We start from the raw sequence: 24,631 nt of genomic DNA, 5'->3' as shown, positions 1-24,631 counted from the left end.
AATATTAATCTTAATAATTTTTTTTAGTTCTAACCTTTAATTTCAATCACTTAATCAGCAATTTAGAATTAAATTCTTAATAGTGGCATTTACCACACTCCAGTCCACCCATTTGAGCAGCTGTAAGTTTGTCAACACCATACTTTTTAGAAAGTTCTTCGTGTATTTTTTTATAATACTCATTTCCTTCCATTTTAACATCAGTTTTTCTATGGCAATTTACACACCATCCCATTGTTAAAGGAGAGAACTGTTTCATTATTTCAAATTCTTGAACTGGACCATGACAAGTTTGACACTCAATACCCGCTACAGTAACGTGCTGAGAGTGATTAAAGTAAACAAAATCAGGTAAGTTATGAATACGAACCCATTTTACAGGTTCCGTTTTTCCAGTATAAGACTGCGTTGCAGCATCCCAGCCCACAGCTTTATATAATTTTTGAATTTGCTCATCATAAAAAGCTTTGCTGTACTCAGGAGTCGCAGTAGTTTCGGCAACCTCACTAATACTTTTATGACAGTTCATACAAACATTCAACGAAGGGATACCCGCATTTTTACTTACACGTGCAGCAGAGTGACAATATTTACAGTTGATTTCATTATCACCAGCGTGAATTTTATGAGAATAATGTATCGGCTGAATCGGTTCGTAATCTTGATCAACACCAACCTGCATAAAAAATCCGTAAACTAAATAAGCACCTGAAAGCAATAAGAATATAGCAGATACCAAAACCAAAAACTGATTTTTAACAAATGCTTTCCAAATTGGCAAGGTAGGCTCTTTAGCAACTACTTCTATTCCATTTGCAGCAGCTACTTTTCTTAACACTTTGTTGACCAAAACCAGCATCACAATAAGTATTGCCATTACTAATGACAACGCTCCTAATATTACATTATTAGAAATACCATCATCTTGAACTGTACCAGGAACACCTGCAGTAGCACCAGCAGCAGCAGTAGGAGCTTCAGCTTTTGGCTCAGAAGTATAAGCAATTATATTATCAATATCCCCTTCTGATAACTGAGGGAAAGCGGTCATTGGAATTTTATTATTTTCTTCAAATACTTTTACAGCATCAGCATCTCCTGACTTAATTAAATCTGAACTATTATGTATCCATTTATAAAGCCATGCTTTTTCTCTTCTAGAAGCAACATCCCTTAAAGCAGGACCTGTTGATTTTGCATCAAGTTTGTGACAAGCAGCACAATTGGCATTAAAAAGTTCTTTACCTTTTGCCGCATCACCACCAGAACTCGCTGCTGGAGCCACTTCAGCTACAACCGGAGCTGCATCCTGAGCAAATGAAGCTACGGAAATACTCAACATTAATGCTAAGCTTAAAAATAATTTCCTTGAATTCGAATTATGGTTACCCACCTTTTTCATATTAATATATTGATTATCTACTAAAAATTGTTCGCTTATCATCCAAATAAATTAGAAGACTAAACCCTCCTTATTTAAAAATTTGGACAAAAAATACGACTTAAGAACTATTCTCAAAACCTTAAAATAATCTTAATTATAATTTATATTAAATCTAAATAGCAAATCTATTACGATTTCCTGTTAAAAAACTATTTTTGCAGAATAAATAATCAGATTATGAGATTTTTAAGACCACACGAGGCATTGTTACTAATTACTTTTTCTTTTACAACAACAAGCAAAATTATAGCCCAATCCTCCAATTTAAGTGTAAATCAGGACCCTAAATTCGAACAATTATTGAATGAAAAAAGAAAATCCAATATTAATTTATCCTATTCTGACCGTTATAAAATTCAAATCTTCAACGGAGCAAGTGAAAGTGCAAAAAAAACTTTAAATGAGTTTCGCCAAGAATTTAGAAACATAGACGGGACTATTATATTTAATACACCCAATTATAAAGTTTGGGTTGGCAATTTCAGAACCAGAATGGAAGCTGAACGAAATCTTGTTGACATTCATAAGAAATATAAAAATGTGTTTTTAATAAAACCAAATAAATAATATTTCTATCGAAAACAGCCCTTTTAAGGGCTATTTTTTTAACATTTTTTTTATTATCTCAACCCCAAATCTGGAAGCTACTTGAGATACGAATTCTTTAAAATCTACTACAGAATTATCATTTGCCTCATCTGAAATAGTTCGAATTATGATATAAGGAATTTTATATTCAAAACAAACTTGTGCTACTGCAGCTCCTTCCATCTCAACACATAAAACATCAGGAAGTATTGCCAAAAGATTTTCTTTATCTTCATGACTAGCAAAAAAACGGTCACCACTAGCAATTTGACCAACAACTATTTTTGGATTCGATAAAGAAAACTTCTCTCTTTGTTTTGGCAAAAGCGAATGAATTAAACTTTCGTCTCTTACCAATTCACCTATACCCTCTACTGCCTTATCCAACATCTCTTTTGAAGGACAAAGCATAGTTTTTCCCAACAAAGGAATTTCAAATTGACTCATTATAGGACGTGCATCCAAATCATGCTGAATCAAACTACTAGCAATAACAATATCACCAATGTTTAAATCTGGATGAATTGCGCCTGCAACTCCGGTAAAAAACAATTCCGTTATTCCAAACTCAACAATTAAATGGGTAACTGTAGTCGCTGATGCCACTTTCCCCCAACGAGAAAATACCACTACAACTTCAACATTATTTATCGTTCCTAAATAATAAGTACGCATTCCCTTTACAACTTCCGATTTGTCTTTTAACAAAGAAACAATACCGTTTATCTCTTCTGGCATTGCGCCAAGAATCCCAATTCTTTTCATATACTGCATTCTATTTTAAACCTGAATTCAATTATTACTCTTTTTCCATTTTTTTTGATGATGGCAAAAAAAACTAAGCATTTCCCCTTAGCCCTGATGGGAAGGAAAATCCTTTTGTGAACTTTGTCAAAGTTTTAAACTTTGACAAAGTTCACAAAAGATTTGGAAGGACAGCAGGAAACCTTCTTTACAAAAAAGCCAAATCTTTCTGCTCCTAAAAAAAAAAAATCAACTTTAACTTAATAGCAATTTTTAAATTTCCAAACAATAAAACCATCATTACCTAAACAAAAAAATCCCAACGAATTGGGATTTTAAATTATAGGTCTATGAAATCTTATTTCAATTTCTTTTTGATTGCAACTTCATGGTATGCTTCAATAACATCTCTTTCTTCGATATCATTGTATCCTTTTATTTGAATACCACAATCATATCCTTTAGCAACTTCTTTCACATCGTCTTTGAAACGTTTCAATGCAAGTAGTTCACCCGTGAACACAACAACTCCCTCTCTAATGATTCTGATTTTAGCATTTTTGGCAATTTTACCATCCATAACCATACATCCTGCGATAGAACCAACTTTAGAAATTTTGAATATCTCTCTGATTTCAGCAGTACCAAGTACTTCTTCTTTCATTTCAGGAGCTAACATTCCTTCCATTGCATCTTTCAAGTCATCGATAGCAGCATAGATAATAGAGTAATAACGGATATCGATTTCTTCTTTATCAGCCAATTGTCTAGCGTTTCCAGCAGGACGAACGTTAAATCCGATAATGATTGCATCAGAAGCAGAAGCCAACATAACGTCAGTTTCTGTAATCGCACCAACTCCTTTATGGATAATATTAATTTGTATTTCTTCAGTAGACAATTTAGAGAAAGAATCAGATAACGCTTCAACAGAACCATCCACATCTCCTTTAAGGATAATGTTCAATTCTTTAAATTGACCCAATGCGATTCTACGTCCAATTTCATCTAATGTAATATGCCTTTGTGTACGAACTGATTGCTCACGCATCAATTGAGAACGTTTGGCTGCAATTTGTTTCGCTTCTTTTTCGTCTTCAAAAATATTGAATTTATCACCAGCAGTAGCTGCACCATCAAGACCTAAAACAGAAACCGGAGTCGAAGGACCTGCAACGGTAACTATATTACCTCTTTCATCATGCATGGCTTTAATTTTACCATGGTGTTTTCCAGCCAACATATAATCTCCAATTTTAAGAGTACCGTGTTGTACTAGTATAGTAGAAACATATCCTTTTCCTTTGTCAAGGAAAGCTTCAACCACTGTTCCTTGAGCCGCTTTATTTGGATTCGATTTCAAATCTAAAATTTCAGCTTCTAACAATACTTTTTCCAATAATTCTTTAACACCTGTACCTACTTTCGCAGATATATCATGCGACTGAATTTTTCCACCCCAATCTTCTACCAAAAGATTCATACCTGCTAATCTTTCTTTTACTTTTTCAGGATTAGCATTTGGCTTATCAATTTTATTGATTGCAAAAATAATAGGAACTCCAGCTGCTTGAGCATGAGAAATCGCCTCTTTGGTTTGTGGCATGATATCATCATCTGCAGCAATTACGATAATTGCAATATCTGTAACTTGAGCACCACGAGCACGCATCGCCGTAAAGGCTTCGTGACCCGGTGTGTCTAAAAATGCAATTTTTTGACCGTTATCTAAAGTTACTCCGTAGGCACCAATGTGTTGTGTAATTCCTCCAGATTCACCAGCGATAACATTTTCTTTACGAATATAATCTAATAAAGATGTTTTACCGTGATCGACGTGACCCATTACAGTAACAATAGGAGCTCTGAATACTAGATCCTCTTCTTTGTCTTCGACAACTTGAATAGCTTCTTCGATATCTACAGTAATAAACTCAACATCATAACCAAACTCATCGGCAACAATTGTTAATGTCTCAGCATCCAAACGTTGGTTCATGGTAACCATGATTCCAAGTGACATACACGTTCCAATCACTTTAGTAATTGGCACATCCATCATGATTGCAATTTCACCTACAGTAACAAACTCAGTAACTTTTATAGTTTTACTTCCTTCGTCTAAAGCTCTTTGCTCATCATCAGATTTCTGACGGTGTGTATCTCTTTTATCTCTTCTGTATTTTGCCGCTTTAGATTTACCACCTTTACCTTGAAGTTTCTCCAAAGTTTCACGGATTTGGTTTTTAACCTCTTCCTCAGTAGGCTCTACTTTTGCAACAATTGCAGGTCTATTTCCTTTTACAAATCCAGGTCTTGCACTTCTATTTGCATTAAAACCACCACCTCCAGTATTCGGAGTAATTTTATTAGGATTTGGCGCTCCAGGAACTCCAGGAGTAGCAGGCGGTCTAGGCGCACCTGGCTTTGGAGCAATTCTTTTGCGTTTATTTTTATTAGCATTATTAGCACCAGCCGCTCCAGGAGCACCAGGCTTATTAGGCGTAATTTTTGGATCTTCTTTTTTCTTTTTCGGCTTATTGAATTGAGACAAGTCGATAACTTGACCAGTTAATGTTGCACCCGAAAGTTTTTGGTATTGAGTTGTAATAGATTCCTCAGCTGGAGTTTCACCTGAAGTCGCTTCAATTTTTTTCTCTTCTACTACTTCTTGTTTTTCAACATTTTTAACCTCCTTAAACTTTGGCTTATCTTTTACCTCAGAAACAGGAATTTCCTTTTTATCTTTTTCGACTGGCGCCTCAGCTTTAACAACATTCTCGACAGTTTCTTTTTTAACTTCTTCTTTTAAAACAGGCTTGTCTTCTAGAACTACATCTTTAGGAGCAATTACTTTTTCAGCAACAACAGGTTCTGGAGCAGCAGTAGGCTTTTTAGGATTAAGATCAATTTTGCCAACTTGTATTGGTCCCGACAAAACAGCTCTAGCTTTTATAACTTCTTGTTGTTTCAAACGCTCTTCTTCTAATTTGCGTTTGTCTTCCACTTCTTTTTCACGTTCAATACGCAAAGCTTCTTTTTCTTTTCTTTTCTCCTCGCCTACTTCCTTAGAAGCCTCTTTATTCCCCTTGTCGCCTGCAAACTGACTTTGTAGGATATTAAATTCCTGCTCAGAAATCTTTGTGTTTGGGTTTGACTCAATAGCAATACCCTTATCTTTTAGATAATCCACAGCTCTTTCTAACGAAATATTTAATTCCCTTAAAACCTTGTTTATTCTAATAATTCTCTCTTCAGACATAAAACCTTTTTATTTTTACCTTATTCGTTGTTCTACTTATATCTTATAATAAAAATAGAAATTTATTTTATATGAGGAATTAATAGTATGTTAACTATCAAACTCTTCATTTAATATTCTCATTACATCTAAAATCGTTTCCTCTTCTAGGTCTGTTCTTCTAACCAAATCTTCTACATCATGTTTCAAGATACTTTTTGCAGTATCCAAACCAATTTTTGCAAATTCTTCAATTACCCACTCTTCTATCTCATCTGAGAACTCAGTCAATTCAACATCGTCATCATCAGCTGTAGTTCCAGCAACGTCACCTTCACGGATTACATCCAATTCATAACCAGTCAACAAACCAGCTAAACGAATATTATGACCTCCTCTACCGATTGCTTTAGAAACTTCTTCCAATTTCAAAAACACTTCAGCTCTCTTTGTCTCTTCATTAATTTTGATTGAAGAAACTTTAGCAGGACTTAATGCTCTAGTAATATACAATTGAACATTGCTAGTATAATTGATTACATCAATATTTTCATTTCCTAATTCACGAACAATTCCATGAATACGAGAACCTTTCATACCTACACAGGCTCCAACTGGGTCAATACGATCATCATAAGAATCAACAGCTACTTTTGCTTTTTCACCTGGGATTCTCACAACATTTTTAACCATAATCAAACCATCAAAAACTTCTGGAATTTCTTGCTCAAACAATTTCTCCAAGAACTTATCTGAAGTTCTGGACATAATAATTTGAGGTTTATTCCCTTTTAATTCAACGCTTTCAATTATACCTCTAACGTTATCTCCTTTACGGAAAAAATCTGAAGGTATTTGTTTTTCTTTCGGCAAAACGATTTCGTTACCGTCATCATCCACCAAAATTACAACTCTTGGGCGTACATGATGCACTTCTGCAGTATAAATATCACCAATAATATCTTTAAATTGTTTGTAAAGATTAGTATTATCGTGTTCGTGTATTTTTGAAATCAAATTTTGTCTTAAAGCTAATATCGCTCTTCTACCCAAATCTATAAGCTTAACTTCCTCAGAAACCTCTTCACCAATTTCAAAATCAGCTTCGATTTTTCTAGCTTCAGTCAATGTAATTTCTTCATTTTCAAAATCCAAATCCTCGTCGGCAACGATTACTCTTCTTCTCCATATCTCCATATCTCCTTTATCAGGATTTATGATGATATCAAAATTATCATCTGAACCGTATTTTTTCTTCAATGCATTTCTAAATACATCTTCCAAAATTGCCATAAGCGTTACACGATCAATAAGTTTATCATCTTTAAACTCTGAAAATGAATCGATTAATGCTAAATTTTCCATGCGAATTCTTTAATTAAAATGTTACTGTAACAATTGCTTCTTTAATATCTGTGTAAGGGATCTGCAGTTCTTTTTGAACAGTTTCTTTACCTTTACCAACTTTTTTGGGTTCTCTAGCTTTCCATGACAAAATTATAAAAAGATCATTAGCTTCAACTAATTCTGCTTCAATATTTTCGGTATTCGTCTTAACAATTAATGTTCTACCGATATTTTTTTTATACTGTCTAACCAATTTTAAAGGAGAACCAACTCCAACAGAAGCTACTTCCAAAGAGTAATCCTGCTCTTCTCTATCTAAATTATTCTCAACAGCACGACTTACATCAATACAATCCTGCAAAACCACACCATTGTCTCCATCAATCCCAATAATAATCTTAAAACTGTCCGTTATGGTCAGGTCAATTAAAAAAATAGATGGTTTTTCAAGAAGAGCCTCTTCTAATACTTGCTTTACTTTTTCTTTAAATGTCATATCTTTATAAAAAGAGGGGACATTAGTCCCCTCATTATTTAAGTTTTAATAAATAACGGTGCAAATATAGTGTTTTTTTACAAATCAAAAAAATTGATTACTATTAAAAAAATTTATATCTTTAAATTATCAAATTAATCAAGTTTCACTGATAAATCAAACCCCAAAGACCATGAAAAGAATTCTAATCCCAACTGACTTTTCCAAATATGCTGATGAAGCAATAGAAGTTGGCGCAGAAATTGCAAAAAAAAACGATTGTGAAATCATTTTAATCCATATGCTTGAACTGCCCGGCCAAATGAATGACGCCATCAAAGGAGAAACAAGCATACCTGAAATAATGCTATTCAAACGAAAAGCCGAAGAAACATTAAAAAACATTAAAAACCGTCCTTATCTGGCTGGTATCAAAATAACTGAAGTAGTTAGACTTGACAATGCTTACCAAGGGATAAACAATTACATCAAACAAAACAGCATGGATCTTATTGTCATGGGATCGCACGGTGCAACAGGAATCAACGAAATAATAATTGGCTCCAATACCGAAAAGGTAGTCAGACAATCCGAAACTCCTGTTTTGGTCATCAAAAACAAAATAGACAATTTCAAAATTCAAAATATTATTTTCGCTTCCGATTTTTCTAAAGAAATCAAAAAACCATTTCAAAAAATGCTTGATTTTACTAAATTATTTGGAGCTAAGCTAAACCTAGTCATGATTTGCACACCAAACAGCTTCAAAAGCACTTTGGCATCCCGTAAAATAGTAAATGATTTTGTTGCTGATTTTGACATGCCCGAATATACATTTGAAACCTACAACGAAAGCAATATAGAAAAAGGGATTATTAACTACTCCAATGAAAAAGATGCAGACTTAATTGCATTTTGCACTCACGGCAGAACAGCTCTCAGTCATTTCTTTACTGGCAGCATCTCTGAAGATTTGGTAAACCACGCTAACAAACCGGTATTAACTTTTAAAATATAAACGCACATTACAAACAAAGCCTTTCAAAATTCTGAAAGGCTTTGTTTTTCATTATATCAAACTAGAATTAACTCCATAAAAAAAGCCTCTCAATTGAGAGGCTTTCTGTTGGTCTACAAGGACTCGAACCTTGAAAGACTGCACCAAAAACAGTTGTGTTACCATTACACCATAGACCAAAAAACTTGCTGACATTTCTGCTAAGCGAGTGCAAATTTAAAACAAATTCCAAGCTATGCAAACTTTTTTTGCCTTTTTCTTTAAAAAAAATGAAACAAAATTGATTTTAAAAAAAATACTCTTACTAATTCACTGAATAACAAATCATTTCATAAAAAGAATATTTTGGATAAAATTATAATAATGCAACTGAACTTTAAAAAAAAAAACATTTTCTTTGTAACACTTTTCAAAACCCATAAAAAAACAGAAGACAAGTATATGACATCATTCAATTTCAACAAATGGAATACCATTACAGGTTGGTTTGCCTTTTCAATCGCATTAATAACTTATACACTTACTGTTGAACCCACCATGAGTTTTTGGGATTGTGGTGAATATATTGCTACAGCTGCTAAACTTGAAGTTGGTCACCCACCAGGAGCTCCTTTGTTCCAAATGATCGGTGCCTTTTTTGCGATGTTTGCCATAGATAAAGAACATATCGCATTGATGGTAAATATGACTTCTGTATTTTCGAGTGCTTTCACCATATTATTTATGTTTTGGTCATCAACAATGATCTTGAAAAAAATAATCGGACAATATTCAGAAATCAACTCTAACAATTCAATTGTCATTCTTGGAAGCTCTTTAGTTGGAGCATTAGCTTACGCCTTTTCGGATAGTTTCTGGTACAATGCTGTTGAAGCCGAAGTTTATGCCATGGCCACATTGTTAATTTCTTTGCTTTTATGGCTTGGTCTGCGTTGGGAACAGGAAATGAACACTCCAAGAGGAAACAAATGGCTCCTTTTAATCTCTTTGGTAGTTGGACTGTCTTTTGGAGTGCACTTTATGTCGCTTTTGACCATTCCTGCAATAGGCTTTTTATATTTTTTCAAAAACTACAAAGTAGTCACCGTTAAAAACTTCATTATAGCCAACATTGTAGTTGTGTCTATCTTACTTTTTATATTCAAATTATTACTACCATTAACGATGGCATTCTTTGGTAAAACCGAAGTCTTCATGGTTAATTCAATGGGATTACCATTTAATTCGGGAACTATTTTCGTAACCCTTCTTCTAATTGGATTCTTTTATTTTGGATTAAACTACACCCATAAAAAAGGATTAATACATTATAACACTCTACTTTTATGTGTTCTTTTTATCCTAATTGGGTTCTCAACTTGGTTAATGTTACCAATTCGCGCTAATTCGAATACGGTTATTAACGAAAATAAACCATCAGATGCGGCAGAAGTTTTAGCCTATTACAACAGAGAACAATATGGTGTAAACCCATTGTTTTATGGACCTCAATACACTGAGACTTTTGCGGGATTAGACGCAGAAAATCCTTATTTAGACAAAGCTCCCAATTATGAGAGAGACTACAAAACAGGTAAATACGTAATCGTAAACAACTATATAAAAGCAGAACAAAATAGTGATGACAATCAAAAAACTATTTTGCCTAGAATGTGGAGTTCAGAGCATATTGAAAATTATATAAACTTCACAAATCCGCCAGCATTTCGAATAGATCCTAACCATGATTATGATGAGGATCTGGTAAAATACGGATTAGATCCGAGCCAATTAAGCGAAGAAGATTACAACAAAGCAATAGCTCAGTTAAAAAATGAAACCGAAAAGACCATAGCCGAGTTTAGACAAGCATATGCCCAAAAACAAATCGACAATGAAGGCTATGTTTCATTCCTAAAACATTATGGCGATTATTTAATCATTGAAAAACCAACTACAGCGGACAATTTCAGCTTTATGTTTGAATACCAATTTGGTTATATGTATTGGAGATATTTGATGTGGAACTTTGTTGGAAGACAAAACGACAATCAAGGACGCTATGATTATCTGGATGGAAATTGGATAAGCGGAATAACATTCCTAGACACTTTACATGTAGGCTCACAAGAAAATTTACCTTCGGATGTTTTAAACAACAAAGGTAGAAACATGTATTTCTTTCTGCCATTTATACTAGGCCTGATCGGAATCATGTATCATGCTGGCAAAGACAGAAAAAGTTTTTATGTTTTATTGGCTCTTTTCCTTTTCTTGGGAATTGCATTGAAAATTTACCTAAACGAACGACCATTTGAACCTCGCGAAAGAGACTATGCCTTGGTGGGTTCATTTTATGTTTTTGCCATTTGGATCGGATTTGGAGTATATGCATTATACGAAAGTGCACAGAAATATCTTGCTCCAAAAATCGCCGGACCAGTACTTATTGGCGCATGTTTATTGGCCGCACCAATACTTATGGCTTACCAAAACTGGGATGATCATGACCGTTCCGGAAAACATACCGCTACTGCAATGGCAAAAGCGTATCTTCAATCCTGTGATCCTAATGCAATTTTATTCACCATTGGAGACAACGACACCTTCCCTCTTTGGTACGCGCAAGAAATAGAAGGAATCCGTACCGATATCAAGATTGTCAACACCAGTTTATTCATGACCGATTGGTATATTGATCAAATGAAAAGAAAAGCATATGAATCTGAAGCTTTGCCTATTTCATTTACACATGATGAGTATGTTGGAGATAAACTTGACTATGTAGCATACATTCAAAAAACAGAAAGCCGTTGGGATTTAAAAGATTTTATTTCCTTTATTAAAAATCCAAAATCAACTGTAGAAATGCAAAACGGGCAGACCATTCATTTCTATCCAACCAATAAAATCAGGATTCCTATTGACAAAGCCAATATTATAAAAAACAAAGTCGTTAATCCACAATTGTACGACTCTATTGTTCCTTATATCGATATTGACATCAAAGGAAATGCAATCTACAAAAACAGATTGATGATGCTGGATCTAATCAACAACAACAACTGGAAAAGACCAGTTTATTTCAGCGGAGGAGCATTTGATCCCGAAGATTATTTATGGATGAAAGATTACCTTCAATTAGAAGGCATGGTATACAAATTAGTTCCAATAAAAACAGCTTTAACAAAAGATTCAGGTCAAATGGACATGGGACGAATTGACTCTGAAAACATGTACAATAAAGTAATGAAATGGGACTGGGGCAATAGCGAAAGTGACAAAATATATCACGATCCTGAAACCCGCAGAGAAAGCCTTACCTACAGAATGAATTTGGCCCGCTTGATGAACAAACTCATTGAGGAAGGCAAAATCGATAAGGCAAAAAACATCATTAACTTGGCAATGACAAAAATGCCTTTGGAAAAATTTGGTTATTATTCACTTTTAGAACCATTCGCCAAAGGATATTATGATGTTGGGGAGAAAGCCAAAGCAAGAGATTTACTGAATAGACTAATGGATAAATACAAGGAAAACCTTAATTATTATGCAAAACTAGCACCATCAGAACAATCGAGTATCAGTATCGAAATCATAACCGATTTGGAACGCTACAGAGGTTTATTGACAGTAATGAAAAACAGTAATGATGTGGATTTTTACAATTCAAGCAAAAAAACTTTCAACACCTATATCGAAATTTTTGCTCGATTTGGACGTGAAAAAGAGTAATTATTAGATTAAAAAAATATCTTTAAAAATGCAGTGCTACTAAAAAAAGCACTGCATTTTTTTGCTTAAAACTGGATTTAATTGTAGTATTGGATTATGAAACCCTATTGGATTAAAACGAATAAGTTCATAAAAAAATTATTCCCAAATTACGTTTGGGATATCCCAAATACGGAGAATAAAATCTACCTCACATTTGACGATGGCCCAACTCCAGAGATCACAGAATGGGTTTTGGAACAATTAAAAAAACATCAAGCCAAAGCCACTTTTTTCTGCATTGGCAAAAACATAAATAATCACAATGATATTTATTTGAAAATTATAGAAGAAGGGCATTCAATTGGAAATCACACTTACAATCATTTAAAAGGATGGATTACCACAACTGAAGATTATTTGGACAATATTGATTTATGTAAATCTGAAATTGACAATGCTTCGCCTGTTCGCTATCGCTCGGATCTAAATTTCACGATTTGCAATCTGCAAACTCCCCTCTTCCGCCCACCTTATGGCAAAATAAAAAATTCGCAATCAAAAAAATTGCGACAATTAGACTATAAAATAATTATGTGGGATGTTCTTAGCGCTGATTTTGACCAAACCATAACACCAGAAAAATGCTTAGAAAACGTATTAAATAATGTAGAATCTGGAAGCGTAATTGTTTTTCATGACAGTGCAAAAGCATTCAAAAACCTAGAATACACACTACCAAAATCTTTGGAAATTTTAAAAAAAAGAGGATATGTTTTTGAAGTAATTCGGTAACAATCTAAAAAAATGAGCCTACAATTGCTCTTGTACTATTCCGATTAAAGTATTGGCATCCAACTCACCAGACTGCCTCCAAATCATCATTCCTTCTTTGTAAATCATCAAAGTTGGCAAGCCTTTGATACGCAAAGCATCGGCTAACTCTTGATTTTTGTCTACATCGATCTTGATTACCTTTACCTTGTCACCAAGCGCTGCCGCGACATCTTTTATTACAGGATGCATTGATACCGAAGATTCGTTCCAATCTGTGTAAAAATCTATTAACACAGGAACTTGCGTATTTATAAGTTCTCCAAATTTTGACATAAAACCAAAATATTTAATTTCTATATACTTTCGAAAAGAGATATTATCTTGCAAATTTAGCATTTTAAACCAATTATGCTAATTTTTCCCCTTTTATTAGTTGAATTACTGTGATTTCGGGCATAATTCCCACCCTTCCTGGGTAAGCATGAAATCCAAATCCTCTATTTACATACACATATCTCCCTAAGTTCTCATACAATCCTGCCCATTGTTTGTAAACATATTGAGCCAAACTCCACTTAAAAAAACCTGGAATTTCAATCCCAAATTGCATTCCATGTGTATGACCAGACAATGTTAAATGAAAATGCTTATCGTCGTGCTGAACCACTTCATTCCAATGACTTGGATCATGACTCATTAAGATCTTAAAATCATCTTTACTCAAATGTTGAGACGCTTTCTTTAAATCACCCGCCTGCTTGAAATTTTTACCCCAATTTTCTACTCCAACCAATGCAATTTTACCGCCATCTTTTTCGATAAAAACATGTTCATTCAATAACAGTTGAAAACCAATTTGACCATACAACTTTTTTATGTCTTCAAAATTTTCATCTTTCTCTGTTTGAGTAGGCCAAGTTACATATTCCCCGTAATCATGATTCCCAAGAACTGAAAACTTACCATATTTATGTTTCGAAATTCTGCTGAAAGTCTCAATCCAGGGATGCATTTCTTTGGCATGAGTGTTAACAATATCTCCAGTAAATAAAATCATATCCGAATTTTGCTCATTAATCAAATCAATTGCATAATTAATTTTTTCAGCCTCATCAAAGCTTCCGCTGTGCACATCTGAGATTTGGGTTATCTTAAAACCATCAAAAGCATCGGGTAAATCCGGGAAATGTATCGCTTGCTTTATTACTTTATAATTATATCTCCCTTCAAAAATTCCATAAATCAAAGACAAAAAAGGAATAGAAGCTAATCCTAAGCCAATTTGACTAACGAATTTACGTCTAGAAGGTAAAAAATCGGAATTACTATTCTTGTCAACAAAATAATTAATAGCCCCAGCTGTCAAACGGAATACATCTTCTCCCAAAAGAATGACTGTCATAACAATTTTTGGAAGATAAACCACAAGCATAAGTCCCATCGTAAACATAGTCTGCTTGGTTTGTCCGACCGAACGATCAAATTGCGTGAAAGAATAAACGATAAAAACCAAAAGTAAGAGGCTAATAACTGAATAAGCCAAAAGTATCCATCTTAACTTTATTAAAGTCTTAACAGATTGATAAGCATATATTTCAATAACCAAAAAGAATAGACAAAAAAACAATAACCTTAAACCCATTTTTAAAAATTTTACACAAATTAACAAATTTAAAAAAGGATACCGATTTTAATTAATTAAAAATTAACGCTTGTCATCACCATTCAATTATGTTTGATTATTTTTACCCTTCTAAAAAAATACATTTATTTATGTCTTCTCAAAAACGACTTTTTCTTCTCGATGCATACGCACTTATCTTTCGCGGCTATTTTGCTTTTATAAAAAACCCAAGAATCAATTCCAAAGGCATGGACACATCAGCCATTATGGGATTTATGAATGCCTTGATGGATGTCATCAAACGCGAAAAACCAGATCATTTAGCAGTAGCTTTTGACAAAGGTGGAAGCACCTATCGTTATGAAATGTATCAAGAATACAAAGCTCATCGTGATGAAACCCCTGAAGCTATTAAAATTGCGGTTCCTTATATTCAAGAATTATTAAAAGCAATGCATATTCCTATCATTGAAGTAGCCGGTTTTGAAGCAGATGATTTGATTGGAACATTGGCCAAACAAGCCGAGAAAGAAGATTTTAAAGTTTTTATGGTAACTCCGGACAAAGATTTTGCACAATTGGTTTCCGAAAATATTTTTATGTACAAGCCAGCCCGAATGGGTAACGACATCGAAATATGGGGAATTCCCGAAGTTTTGGCAAAATTCGAAATAGAGCGTCCCGAACAGGTAATCGATTTTCTTGGAATGATGGGCGATGCAGCCGACAATATTCCTGGATTGCCAGGAGTTGGCGAAAAAACAGCCAAGAAGCTGCTCAAGGAATTTGGTTCAATGGAAAACCTTTTGGCTAATACTGACAAATTAAAAGGTGCCATTAAAGAAAAAATTGAAGCCAACGCAGAAAAAGGAATTCTGTCAAAAAAATTAGCAGCTATTATACTTGATTGTCCTGTACAGTTTAATGCTGGTGACTACGAATTATCAAAACCCAATGTTGAAAAAACAGACGAATTATTTCAGGAGCTTGAATTTCGCCAAATGAAAGCCCAGTTTGACAAATATTTTGGAACAGGGAAAGAATATGACGAAATCGAAACCAACGGCAATGGAACTTCTGGTGAGTCGTCACAACCAGTAAAAAAAGCTCCTGTTAAAAAATCTAATGAAGACCAATTTGATTTATTCGGTTTTTCAGATGAAGAAACTAGTGAGGCAAAATCGAGTTCGCATTATGCAACTTTAGAAAACACTGAACATTTTTACCAAAGCATTCAAGGAGATTTTGCCGTAAAATTGCTTTTGCAAAACTTAATGAATCAATCTTCGGTTTGTTTTGACACCGAAACCACCGGAATTGATGCTTTGAATGCCGAATTAGTTGGAATGTCATTCTCTTTCGAAAAAGGAAAAGCATTTTATGTTCCATTTCCAGAGAACCGAGACGAAGCACAAATTTTGGTTGACAAATTCAAGCCTTTTTTCGAAAATGAAAACATCGAAAAAATTGGTCAAAACGTCAAATACGATTTAAAGATTCTTTCGAATTATGGTGTTCAAATAAAAGGGAAACTATTCGATACGATGATTGCGCACTATTTAATCAATCCTGATATGCGTCATAATATGGATGTTTTATCGGAAACCTACTTAAAATATTCGCCAAAATCAATTGAAGATTTAATTGGCAAAAAAGGCAAAGGTCAAAAAACAATGCGTGAGGTACCACTGGAAGACATTAAAGAATATGCTGCGGAAGATGCCGATGTTACCTATCAATTAAAACAAAATTTTAGTCCGATTCTGGATAAAGCAGAAACCAAAAAACTATTTGACGAAATCGAAATTCCGTTGATACCTGTTTTGGCAGCAATGGAGTTGGAAGGAATTAATCTGGACGTTCCTTTCTTAAAATCGATGTCGGTTGAAATGGCTGCCGAAAGCAATGCATTGGAACAAAAAATATACGAAACTGCTGGGGAGAAATTCAATTTGGCTTCTCCAAAACAACTTGGTGATGTTTTATTTGACAAATTAAAAATTGGAGGAGCGAAACAAAAGAAAACCAAAACCGGCCAATATGCTACTGGCGAAGAAGTTTTATCTTATCTTGCAAATGACAACGAAATTGTTCGTGATATCCTCGAATGGCGTCAAATGGTAAAATTGCAAAGTACTTATATTGATGCATTACCCAATCAAGTTGACTCAAAAACAGGACGCGTCCACACTGATTATATGCAAACTGTTGCTGCAACTGGCCGTTTGAGTTCAAACAATCCAAACTTGCAAAATATTCCGATTCGTACCGAAAGAGGACGATTGATCCGAAAAGCATTTATAGCCCGTGATGAAAATTACACCTTGGTTTCTGCGGATTATTCTCAGATAGAACTGCGAATTATTGCCGCTTTATCTGGCGAAGAAAACATGATTAAAGCCTTTCAAAACAACGAAGATATTCACAGAAGTACAGCTGCAAAAGTATTCAACGTTCCATTAGAAGAAGTAACCAAAGAACAACGTAGCAATGCCAAAACCGTAAATTTCGGAATTATATATGGTGTTTCGGCCTTTGGACTTTCCAATCAAACCTCGCTTTCGCGAAAAGAAAGTGCTGAACTGATTGATGCCTATTATGCAACTTATCCAAAACTAAAATCTTATATGTCGAATCAGGTGGATTTTGCAAGAGAACACGGTTACGTACAAACAGTTTTAGGGCGAAGACGTTACTTAAAAGATATTAATTCTGCCAATATGATGGTCAAAAGCGGTGCCGAACGAAATGCCGTTAACGCTCCAATACAGGGTTCTGCAGCCGATATTATCAAAATTGCGATGATTAATATCCACAAAAAATTGATTTCAGAAAATTGGAAATCAAAAATGTTACTGCAAGTTCATGATGAGCTTGTGTTTGATGTTCACAATTCTGAATTAGAAAAAATTCAGCCAATGATAAAGTATCAAATGGAAAATGCCTTTAAAATGGATGTTCCGCTGGATGTTGAAATTGGTAAAGGTAAAAATTGGTTGGAAGCGCATTAGGAAGTACTCCATCAGCAGTTTTCAAACTAAAAACAAAAAAGTGCAGAAATCGTAAAGTAAATAACCTTTTCGATCTCTGCACTTTTGTTTATAAACCTTATCTCAAAAGTTTAATTCTTAATTTTTACAAGATTTAGAAAATGTTGAATAAAGAAATCGAAAATCTTCAAAATTTTTTTATTATCTTTAATACTTTGATTTTTAACCAATTGTATCAACCAAAAAAAAATCATTATGAGAAGAACAATTAAAACGGTTATTTTTTGTTTTGTGTTTTTTATAGTAGCAGACAACTATATCGCTAGTGCACAACCACCTGCTCATGCAAAAGCACACGGTGTAAAAAAGAAATACAGATACTATCCAGAATCCAATGTGTATTTTGACCCTGTAGTTAAAAGATATACCTACCTGAATGGAGGCAAATGGGTTACTGGTGCCACTTTACCCAATACTATTCGATTAATAGGAGCTTTTAATGATTTTGATTTTGAGGGAGACGATCCTTGGAAAGAAAATTCACAGCACAAACAAAAATACAAACCGGCTAAACAAGCCAAGCCAATTAAAACCAGTGATGTAAAAAAAGTTGAAAAAACAGTTAACTCATACGATTCAAAACCTAGTAAAGGCGGAGGAAAAAAGAATAAATAATAGTTTTTTAGGAACTACTCTTCTTTAAATACAAAAAGGCAACCGAGAAAATTTCGATTGCCTTTTTTTGAAATTATATTACAGAATCTCTTTTATTATTTAGTTGATTCTCTTTCCTTTAATTTTGTTTTGATTACAACGGTTTCATAAGGTTTGTGTTCTTCTTTGGATTCCAACCTGTCGATCAGCAATTTCACAGCAACTTCACCTATATCGATTCCATGTTGACTAACAGTTGTTAAGCTTGGGGATAATCTTCTTGATGCAAGTATACCATCGGCAAAACCAATAATTTTAAGATCCTTTGGTATTTTGTATCCTTTCTTTACTCCTACTTTTAAAGCTGCAACCGAGTCATTTTCGTCTAATGCAAAAACACCGTCGATAAGATTATTGGAATACAAATCAGCAATTTTATCGACAAGATCCATTTCCGAATCTGTTCTTATTATAATGTTCTCATTTATTTCAATATTATTATCTTTCAATGCTTTCAAATAACCATCGGCTCTTAATTTACCAACACTTAAATTATCTACTGACGAAATTAAGGCAATATTTTTACACCCTAAATCAATCAAATGCTGTGTTGCATTGTGGCCAGAATCAAAATCGTCAACAATCACTTTATCACATTCTACTTCATCAGTTGTTCTGTCGAACATCACAATTGGAGTTCCGTCATTAATAATTGAAACGAAATGACTGTAATCATGCAGTTTTTGTGCTTCTTCAGAAATTGACAAAACGAACCCATCAATAGTTCCGTTACTTAGCATTTCAAGAGTATGAGCTTCTTTCTCCAAAGACTCATTAGAAATACACATAATTACATTATAGCCGTTTTCATCTGCTACTTTCTCAATACCACTAAAAACTTTGGCAAAAAAAGAGTTTAATATATTAGGTATAATAACTCCAATAGTTTTTGTTTTTCGATTTTTAAGATTCAAACCGATAACATTAGGCTTGTAGTTTTTTAATTTGGCGTACTCTTTAATTCTAATTTTAGTTTGTTCGCTTATTTCAGGGCTATCGTTTAGCGCCTTAGAAACAGTTGATACCGAAACATCAAGTTCTTTTGCAATTTGTTTTAATGTCGCTTTTGCTTTCATTGGAGAATGGTATTTGGTACTATATTAAGAGTCTATAAAAATTAAAATAACTCAAGGATTAAACAAAAAATGCTAAATTTTTACTAAATATATAAAATTTAACAGGCAATTGAAAGGTTAAAAGCGAAAATTACAAAAAAAATGCAACATCAAAAAAAATATTTTGGTAAAATATATTAAAAAAACAAATCCCAAAGTGAATATAAAATGACACATACTAAATATATATTTGATAATCAGCCCAAATCAGACAAAAAAATATTCAAATAAGGTATTTGTATTTAAAATAATTAATTGTACTTTTGCAACCCCTTTATTGGGGATGGAATGTTTAATTAAAATATATTATTGTGAACGCATTAAGCTACAAGACAATTTCAACAACAAAAGCAAATTCTACTAAAGAATGGATTGTTGTAGATGCTGACGGTCATAACTTAGGTCGTCTTGCTTCAAAAGTCGCTATGATTTTAAGAGGTAAGTACAAACCAAGTTATACGCCACACGTGGACTGTGGAGATAACGTAATTGTTATCAACTCAGAAAAAATTAACCTAACAGGTAACAAACTGGATGAAAAAACATACATCCGTCACACTGGTTACCCTGGAGGACAAAGAACTTTAACTGCTAAAGTATTGCAAGCAAAAAACCCTGCATTATTAGTAGAGAAAGCTGTAAAAGGAATGTTACCTAAAAACAAATTAGGAGCTGAACTTTTTAGAAATTTAAATGTTGTTGTAGGATCTGAGCACAAACAAGGAGCTCAAAAACCTAGAACTGTTAACCTAAACGATCTTAAGTAATGGGAGTTATTCACAAAATCGGTAGAAGAAAGACCGCTGTTGCACGTGTTTATGTTTCTGAAGGAACAGGAGTTATCGTTGTAAACAAAAAACCATTCGCAACTTATTTCCCAACTGCTACTTTACAGTACAAAGTTTTGCAACCAATGTCTATGACAGAAAATGCATCTAACTTTGACGTAAAAGTAAACGTTTATGGAGGTGGTTCAACTGGACAAGCAGAGGCTGTAAGAATGGCATTGGCACGCGTTATGTGTGAAGTAAATGCTGAAAACAGAGCAATCTTGAAACCAGAAGGTTTATTAACTAGAGATCCAAGAATGGTTGAACGTAAGAAATTCGGTCAGAAGAAAGCTCGTAAGAGATTCCAATTCTCTAAACGTTAATATTGCCTGTCTTGTTCAATTAGGACAAGACATTCTAGAATGTATTAAAAAATTTAAAACAATGTTGTTGTTGTCCCATCGAGGTGGGAAATTAGTTTAGCATCTAAATGTATACAGCCGAGAAATCGCCATTTATACATTGCTAATTCAACAGAACGTAAACTAGTACAAAAAATGTCAAACAAAGTAGAAGTAAAAGAATTACTAGAAGCAGGTGTTCATTTTGGACACATGACTAGAAAATGGGATCCAAATATGGCTCCTTACATTTATATGGAGCGTAATGGTATACACATTATCAATCTATATAAAACTGCAGCAAAAATTGAAGAAGCTAATGACGCTTTGAAAAAAATCGCTGCATCAGGTAGAAAAATATTATTTGTTGCTACCAAGAAACAAGCAAAAGACATCGTTGCTGATAAAGCAAAAGCTGCAAACATGCCTTACATCACTGAAAGATGGCCTGGTGGAATGCTAACTAACTTCGTAACTATCCGTAAAGCTGTTAAAAAAATGGCTACTATTGATAAAATGAAGAAAGATGGTACTTTCATGACCCTTTCTAAAAAAGAGCGTTTACAAGTTGATCGTCTTCGTGCTAAACTAGAGAAAAACTTAGGTTCAATCGCAGATATGTCTAGACTTCCTGCAGCATTGTTCGTAGTAGATATCAAAGCTGAACACATCGCAATAAAAGAAGCTCAAAAATTAAACATTCCAGTTTTTGCAATGGTTGATACAAACTCTGATCCACGTGAAGTAGATTATGTTATCCCTGCAAATGATGATGCTTCTAAATCAATTGATAAAATTTTATCTTTAGTAACTGCTTCAATTATCGATGGTCTTGCAAACAGAACTTCTGATAAAGAAACTGATGCTACTGAAGTTGTTGCTGAAACTGAAGCTCCTGTAGCTGAAGCTCCAGCAGTTGAAGCTGCTCCAGCTCCAGCAACTGAAGAATAAATCAAATTTTAAATTCCAATTTTAAATTCCAAATTCCATAAAAAATTAGAAACTATATGTTGATAATTTAATAAAATTGGAATTTGGGATTTGAAGATTGGAATTTTTATTTTTATAACATTAAACACATTATATTATGGCAACAATTACTGCTGCAGACGTAAATAAATTAAGACAAACTACAGGTGCCGGAATGATGGACTGTAAAAAAGCTTTAGTTGAAGCTGAAGGAGATTTCGATAAAGCTATACAAAACCTTAGAGAAAAAGGACAAAAAGTTGCTGATAACCGTTCTGACCGTGAGTCTTCTGAAGGAGCTGCTGTTTCTTTTATCAATGCAGACAAAACTAAAGGAGCTATCATCACTTTAAACTGCGAAACAGATTTCGTAGGTAAAAATGAAAGTTTCGTAGCTTTAGCTAAAGAATTGGTTGAAAAAGCGATCAATTTCTCTTCTAAAGAAGAATTCTTAGCTTCAGATTTCAACGGAATTACTGTTGCTGAAAAATTAATTGAACAAACTGGTGTTATCGGTGAAAAAATCGAAATCGGTGGTTTCGAAATCGTAGAAGGTGCTTTCGTAGGATCTTATGTTCACGTTAACAAAATTGCTGCTTTAACAGCGATTTCGGCAGCAGTTCCTAATGCTGAAGTGTTAACCAAAGACATCTCTATGCAAGTTGCTTCAATGGGAGCAGACACATTATCTTACAAAGATTTTGATCCAGCTTTCGTTGCTTCAGAACTTGCTGCTCGTATTGCTATAATCGAAAAAGAAAATGAAGAAGCAAAACGTTTAGGAAAAACTTTGAAAAATGTTCCTAAATATATTTCTTTCTCTCAATTAACTGAAGAAGTTATAAAACAAGCTGAAGAAGATGCTAAAGCTGAATTAAAGGCTGAAGGAAAACCAGAACAAATTTGGGATAAAATTATTCCAGGAAAAATTCAGCGTTTCATCTCTGACAACACTACTTTAGATCAAGAAAAAGCCTTATTAGATCAAAACTTCATCAAAGATGACAGCAAAAAAGTTGGTGATTATGTTAAAGGATTCAACGTTGAAATTACAAATTTCAAAAGAGTTACTTTAGGATAATCTATAAGATTACATCAACGAGGATTATTTACTGATTTTCGTTTACTTATAGAATCCCATTTCATAATGAAATGGGATTTTTTTTATACATCTTCTTAACCATTTTTAAGTCAAGTATCATAACTAAACCAAATATAACCTAAGGCTTCAAAATGCAAAAACAACAACAAAAAAAGGAACTTAACTCATAACAAAGCATCAACAAAAGCAAATAACCAGTAGTAGTATTAAAGCAAATAAAAACAGCAGCAAACTAAAAGAGTTCACTGCTGTTTTTATTTAATATTCTATTTGTATAAATCGGATGAAACCCGAACTAATTCTTCTCGTTACTTTCTACAGGTATCATTCTATCTTTCAACTCTTCTTTATCAACCATCTTAGACAGTTTAAAGACAAGCAAAGTACCCATTACACCAAGAGCAGTCATAAACAACCAATTCGACTCATACCCTGAATTTTGAATAATTTCCATACCAGTCTTAGCACTTAATATATGTGCAAAACTATAACTCATAGTAAAGGCAGCCATGTACTTACCTTCTTGCAATTCATACGATCTCTCCATTGCAAATGAATTTGCAAAAGGAAAAGTCAACATTACTCCGCAAGTCATAAAAAGCATCATAGGAATCAAAATAGCTTCCCAAGGAAACAATAGAAGCAAGAAGCTAGTTGCCATAAGCAATAACCCTAAAGAAATCACTTTATGATTGTTTATCTTATTTTTAGTCACATAATTCACAATAGGAAGCTCAAAAAGCAAAATAAGCAATCCATTTAGACTCAAAAGCAATCCGCTATCAAATTCTGACATATTAAATCGCTCTTTATGATACAATGGTAAAGTTGTAAAAATCTGAAAAAATAAGATTCCTGTTATCAAACATATCACCAAGTGAAGCATAAAAGGCTTGTCCTTCATTACTGAAACTTTACTAAAAGCTTTCTCGTGATGCTTATTCAATTTGACAGGCAATTTCTTTTCTTTTACAAAAAACATGAAAACAATTATTGCCAAGATACAGGTTGCACCATCAACATAAAATATATATTCATATCCCAATTGCATAATAATCAATCCACCCAATACAGGCCCAAAAAGAAACCCTAAGTTAATAGCCGCGCGGGTTAATGAATAAGCACGAGCTCTGTTTTCTTTTGTGGTAAATGTCTTTAAACACACAAGCATTGCAGGCCTAAACATATCGGCTATAGTTGTCAACACAAGTATTCCTACGCATAGTTCCTCGAAAGTAGTTGCATAATGCAACAAAATAAACACGATACCACTAGCAAACAAACTGAAGACCATCACTTTATAAAAGCCGATCTTATCAGATAATTTACCACTAAGCCATGTTCCGATTATAGAACCAGCTCCAAAGAAAACCATCACCCAGCCAATTTGACTATAACTGAATTCTAAATTTTCTTTCATGTACTTTGACAGAAAAGGAATAACCATTGTTCCTGCTCTGTTGATGAATGTGATTAAAGTAAGTATCCAAATCTCTTTTGGAAAATCTTTAAAATTGTCGAAGTATTTTTTTATCATAATTAATTTTTTTTGGGGCAAAAAATTTATTCATTTTGGCAAAAATAGATTTTTTTTTCAATCAACCAACAATCAAGTA

Annotated in this window: 19 protein-coding genes and 1 tRNA gene; 10 read left to right on the top strand and 10 right to left on the bottom strand. The window is 33.7% G+C overall.

What is annotated here, in order from left to right; translation table 11 throughout:
- Positions 1 to 76 precede the first annotated feature (76 nt).
- Positions 77 to 1,402, bottom strand: a complete 1,326-nt coding sequence (locus B0E44_RS06005) for a c-type cytochrome (RefSeq protein ID WP_077371554.1) — start codon at positions 1,400 to 1,402, stop codon at positions 77 to 79.
- A 219-nt stretch (positions 1,403 to 1,621) separates the two neighbouring features.
- Between B0E44_RS06005 and B0E44_RS06000 the strand changes: the two genes are divergently transcribed.
- The gene (locus B0E44_RS06000; RefSeq protein WP_124019294.1) at positions 1,622 to 2,011 is read left to right on the top strand and encodes an SPOR domain-containing protein; all 390 of its coding nucleotides are present in this window, start codon (positions 1,622 to 1,624) and stop codon (positions 2,009 to 2,011) included.
- A gap of 30 nt (positions 2,012 to 2,041) precedes the next feature.
- On the opposite strand, the gene B0E44_RS05995 is transcribed toward B0E44_RS06000, so the two are convergent.
- The 4 genes from B0E44_RS05995 to rimP all read right to left on the bottom strand — a co-directional run bounded on the left by B0E44_RS05995 (position 2,042) and on the right by rimP (position 7,860).
- The gene (locus B0E44_RS05995) at positions 2,042 to 2,797 is read right to left on the bottom strand and encodes a 5'-methylthioadenosine/adenosylhomocysteine nucleosidase (protein WP_254423258.1); all 756 of its coding nucleotides are present in this window, start codon (positions 2,795 to 2,797) and stop codon (positions 2,042 to 2,044) included.
- A gap of 337 nt (positions 2,798 to 3,134) precedes the next feature.
- Positions 3,135 to 6,038 carry a translation initiation factor IF-2 gene (infB, locus tag B0E44_RS05990; RefSeq protein ID WP_077371503.1) on the bottom strand — a complete coding sequence of 968 codons (2,904 nt, stop codon included), beginning with the start codon at positions 6,036 to 6,038 and terminating at the stop codon, positions 3,135 to 3,137.
- A gap of 90 nt (positions 6,039 to 6,128) precedes the next feature.
- On the bottom strand, positions 6,129 to 7,382 hold the full coding sequence (gene nusA, locus B0E44_RS05985) for a transcription termination factor NusA (protein WP_077371500.1): 1,254 nt from the start codon (positions 7,380 to 7,382) through the stop codon (positions 6,129 to 6,131).
- Between the two features lie 13 nt (positions 7,383 to 7,395).
- The gene (gene rimP, locus B0E44_RS05980; protein WP_077371497.1) at positions 7,396 to 7,860 is read right to left on the bottom strand and encodes a ribosome assembly cofactor RimP; all 465 of its coding nucleotides are present in this window, start codon (positions 7,858 to 7,860) and stop codon (positions 7,396 to 7,398) included.
- 172 nt (positions 7,861 to 8,032) lie between these two features.
- On the opposite strand from rimP, the gene B0E44_RS05975 reads away from it, so the two are divergent.
- On the top strand, positions 8,033 to 8,857 hold the full coding sequence (locus B0E44_RS05975; RefSeq protein ID WP_077371494.1) for a universal stress protein: 825 nt from the start codon (positions 8,033 to 8,035) through the stop codon (positions 8,855 to 8,857).
- A gap of 108 nt (positions 8,858 to 8,965) precedes the next feature.
- On the opposite strand, the gene B0E44_RS05970 is transcribed toward B0E44_RS05975, so the two are convergent.
- Positions 8,966 to 9,036 (bottom strand) — tRNA-Gln (locus B0E44_RS05970).
- Between the two features lie 262 nt (positions 9,037 to 9,298).
- On the opposite strand from B0E44_RS05970, the gene B0E44_RS05965 reads away from it, so the two are divergent.
- On the top strand, positions 9,299 to 12,574 hold the full coding sequence (locus B0E44_RS05965) for a DUF2723 domain-containing protein (RefSeq protein ID WP_077371548.1): 3,276 nt from the start codon (positions 9,299 to 9,301) through the stop codon (positions 12,572 to 12,574).
- 96 nt (positions 12,575 to 12,670) lie between these two features.
- On the top strand, positions 12,671 to 13,348 hold the full coding sequence (locus tag B0E44_RS05960) for a polysaccharide deacetylase family protein (protein WP_077371491.1): 678 nt from the start codon (positions 12,671 to 12,673) through the stop codon (positions 13,346 to 13,348).
- A gap of 18 nt (positions 13,349 to 13,366) precedes the next feature.
- Here B0E44_RS05960 and B0E44_RS05955 read toward each other — a convergent pair whose 3' ends face one another.
- Together B0E44_RS05955 and B0E44_RS05950 are read right to left on the bottom strand one after the other, a co-directional pair.
- The gene (locus B0E44_RS05955; protein ID WP_077371545.1) at positions 13,367 to 13,663 is read right to left on the bottom strand and encodes a co-chaperone YbbN; all 297 of its coding nucleotides are present in this window, start codon (positions 13,661 to 13,663) and stop codon (positions 13,367 to 13,369) included.
- Between the two features lie 73 nt (positions 13,664 to 13,736).
- A complete protein-coding gene (locus B0E44_RS05950; protein ID WP_077371488.1) occupies positions 13,737 to 14,972 on the bottom strand; it encodes a metallophosphoesterase in 1,236 nt (411 codons plus the stop codon).
- Between the two features lie 131 nt (positions 14,973 to 15,103).
- Between B0E44_RS05950 and polA the strand changes: the two genes are divergently transcribed.
- Positions 15,104 to 17,965, top strand: a complete 2,862-nt coding sequence (gene polA / locus B0E44_RS05945; RefSeq protein WP_077371485.1) for a DNA polymerase I — start codon at positions 15,104 to 15,106, stop codon at positions 17,963 to 17,965.
- A gap of 234 nt (positions 17,966 to 18,199) precedes the next feature.
- Positions 18,200 to 18,619 carry a hypothetical protein gene (locus B0E44_RS05940; RefSeq protein WP_077371482.1) on the top strand — a complete coding sequence of 140 codons (420 nt, stop codon included), beginning with the start codon at positions 18,200 to 18,202 and terminating at the stop codon, positions 18,617 to 18,619.
- A 95-nt stretch (positions 18,620 to 18,714) separates the two neighbouring features.
- On the opposite strand, the gene B0E44_RS05935 is transcribed toward B0E44_RS05940, so the two are convergent.
- Positions 18,715 to 19,734: a LacI family DNA-binding transcriptional regulator gene (locus B0E44_RS05935; protein WP_077371479.1), complete on the bottom strand. Its 1,020-nt coding sequence runs from the start codon at positions 19,732 to 19,734 to the stop codon at positions 18,715 to 18,717.
- A gap of 350 nt (positions 19,735 to 20,084) precedes the next feature.
- Here B0E44_RS05935 and rplM point away from each other — a divergent pair, with 350 nt between their 5' ends.
- From rplM to tsf, 4 genes are all read left to right on the top strand, one after another.
- Positions 20,085 to 20,540, top strand: a complete 456-nt coding sequence (gene rplM / locus B0E44_RS05930; RefSeq protein ID WP_077371476.1) for a 50S ribosomal protein L13 — start codon at positions 20,085 to 20,087, stop codon at positions 20,538 to 20,540.
- On the top strand, positions 20,540 to 20,926 hold the full coding sequence (gene rpsI / locus B0E44_RS05925; RefSeq protein WP_077371473.1) for a 30S ribosomal protein S9: 387 nt from the start codon (positions 20,540 to 20,542) through the stop codon (positions 20,924 to 20,926). Before rplM ends, rpsI begins: the two co-directional genes overlap by 1 nt.
- A 174-nt stretch (positions 20,927 to 21,100) precedes the next feature.
- Entirely contained in the window at positions 21,101 to 21,895 is a 795-nt protein-coding gene (rpsB, locus tag B0E44_RS05920; protein WP_077371470.1) for a 30S ribosomal protein S2, read from the top strand.
- Between the two features lie 136 nt (positions 21,896 to 22,031).
- Positions 22,032 to 22,994: a translation elongation factor Ts gene (gene tsf, locus B0E44_RS05915; protein WP_077371467.1), complete on the top strand. Its 963-nt coding sequence runs from the start codon at positions 22,032 to 22,034 to the stop codon at positions 22,992 to 22,994.
- A 316-nt stretch (positions 22,995 to 23,310) separates the two neighbouring features.
- Here tsf and B0E44_RS05910 read toward each other — a convergent pair whose 3' ends face one another.
- Positions 23,311 to 24,552, bottom strand: coding sequence for an MFS transporter (locus B0E44_RS05910; protein WP_077371464.1), 1,242 nt, complete (start codon positions 24,550 to 24,552; stop codon positions 23,311 to 23,313).
- Positions 24,553 to 24,631: the final 79 nt, after the last annotated feature.

The organism is Flavobacterium sp. A45, from assembly GCF_002001005.1.
Classification (GTDB): domain Bacteria; phylum Bacteroidota; class Bacteroidia; order Flavobacteriales; family Flavobacteriaceae; genus Flavobacterium.
Note: the sequence above shows the minus strand (reverse complement) of the source record. Positions and strands in the feature narration are given on the sequence as shown.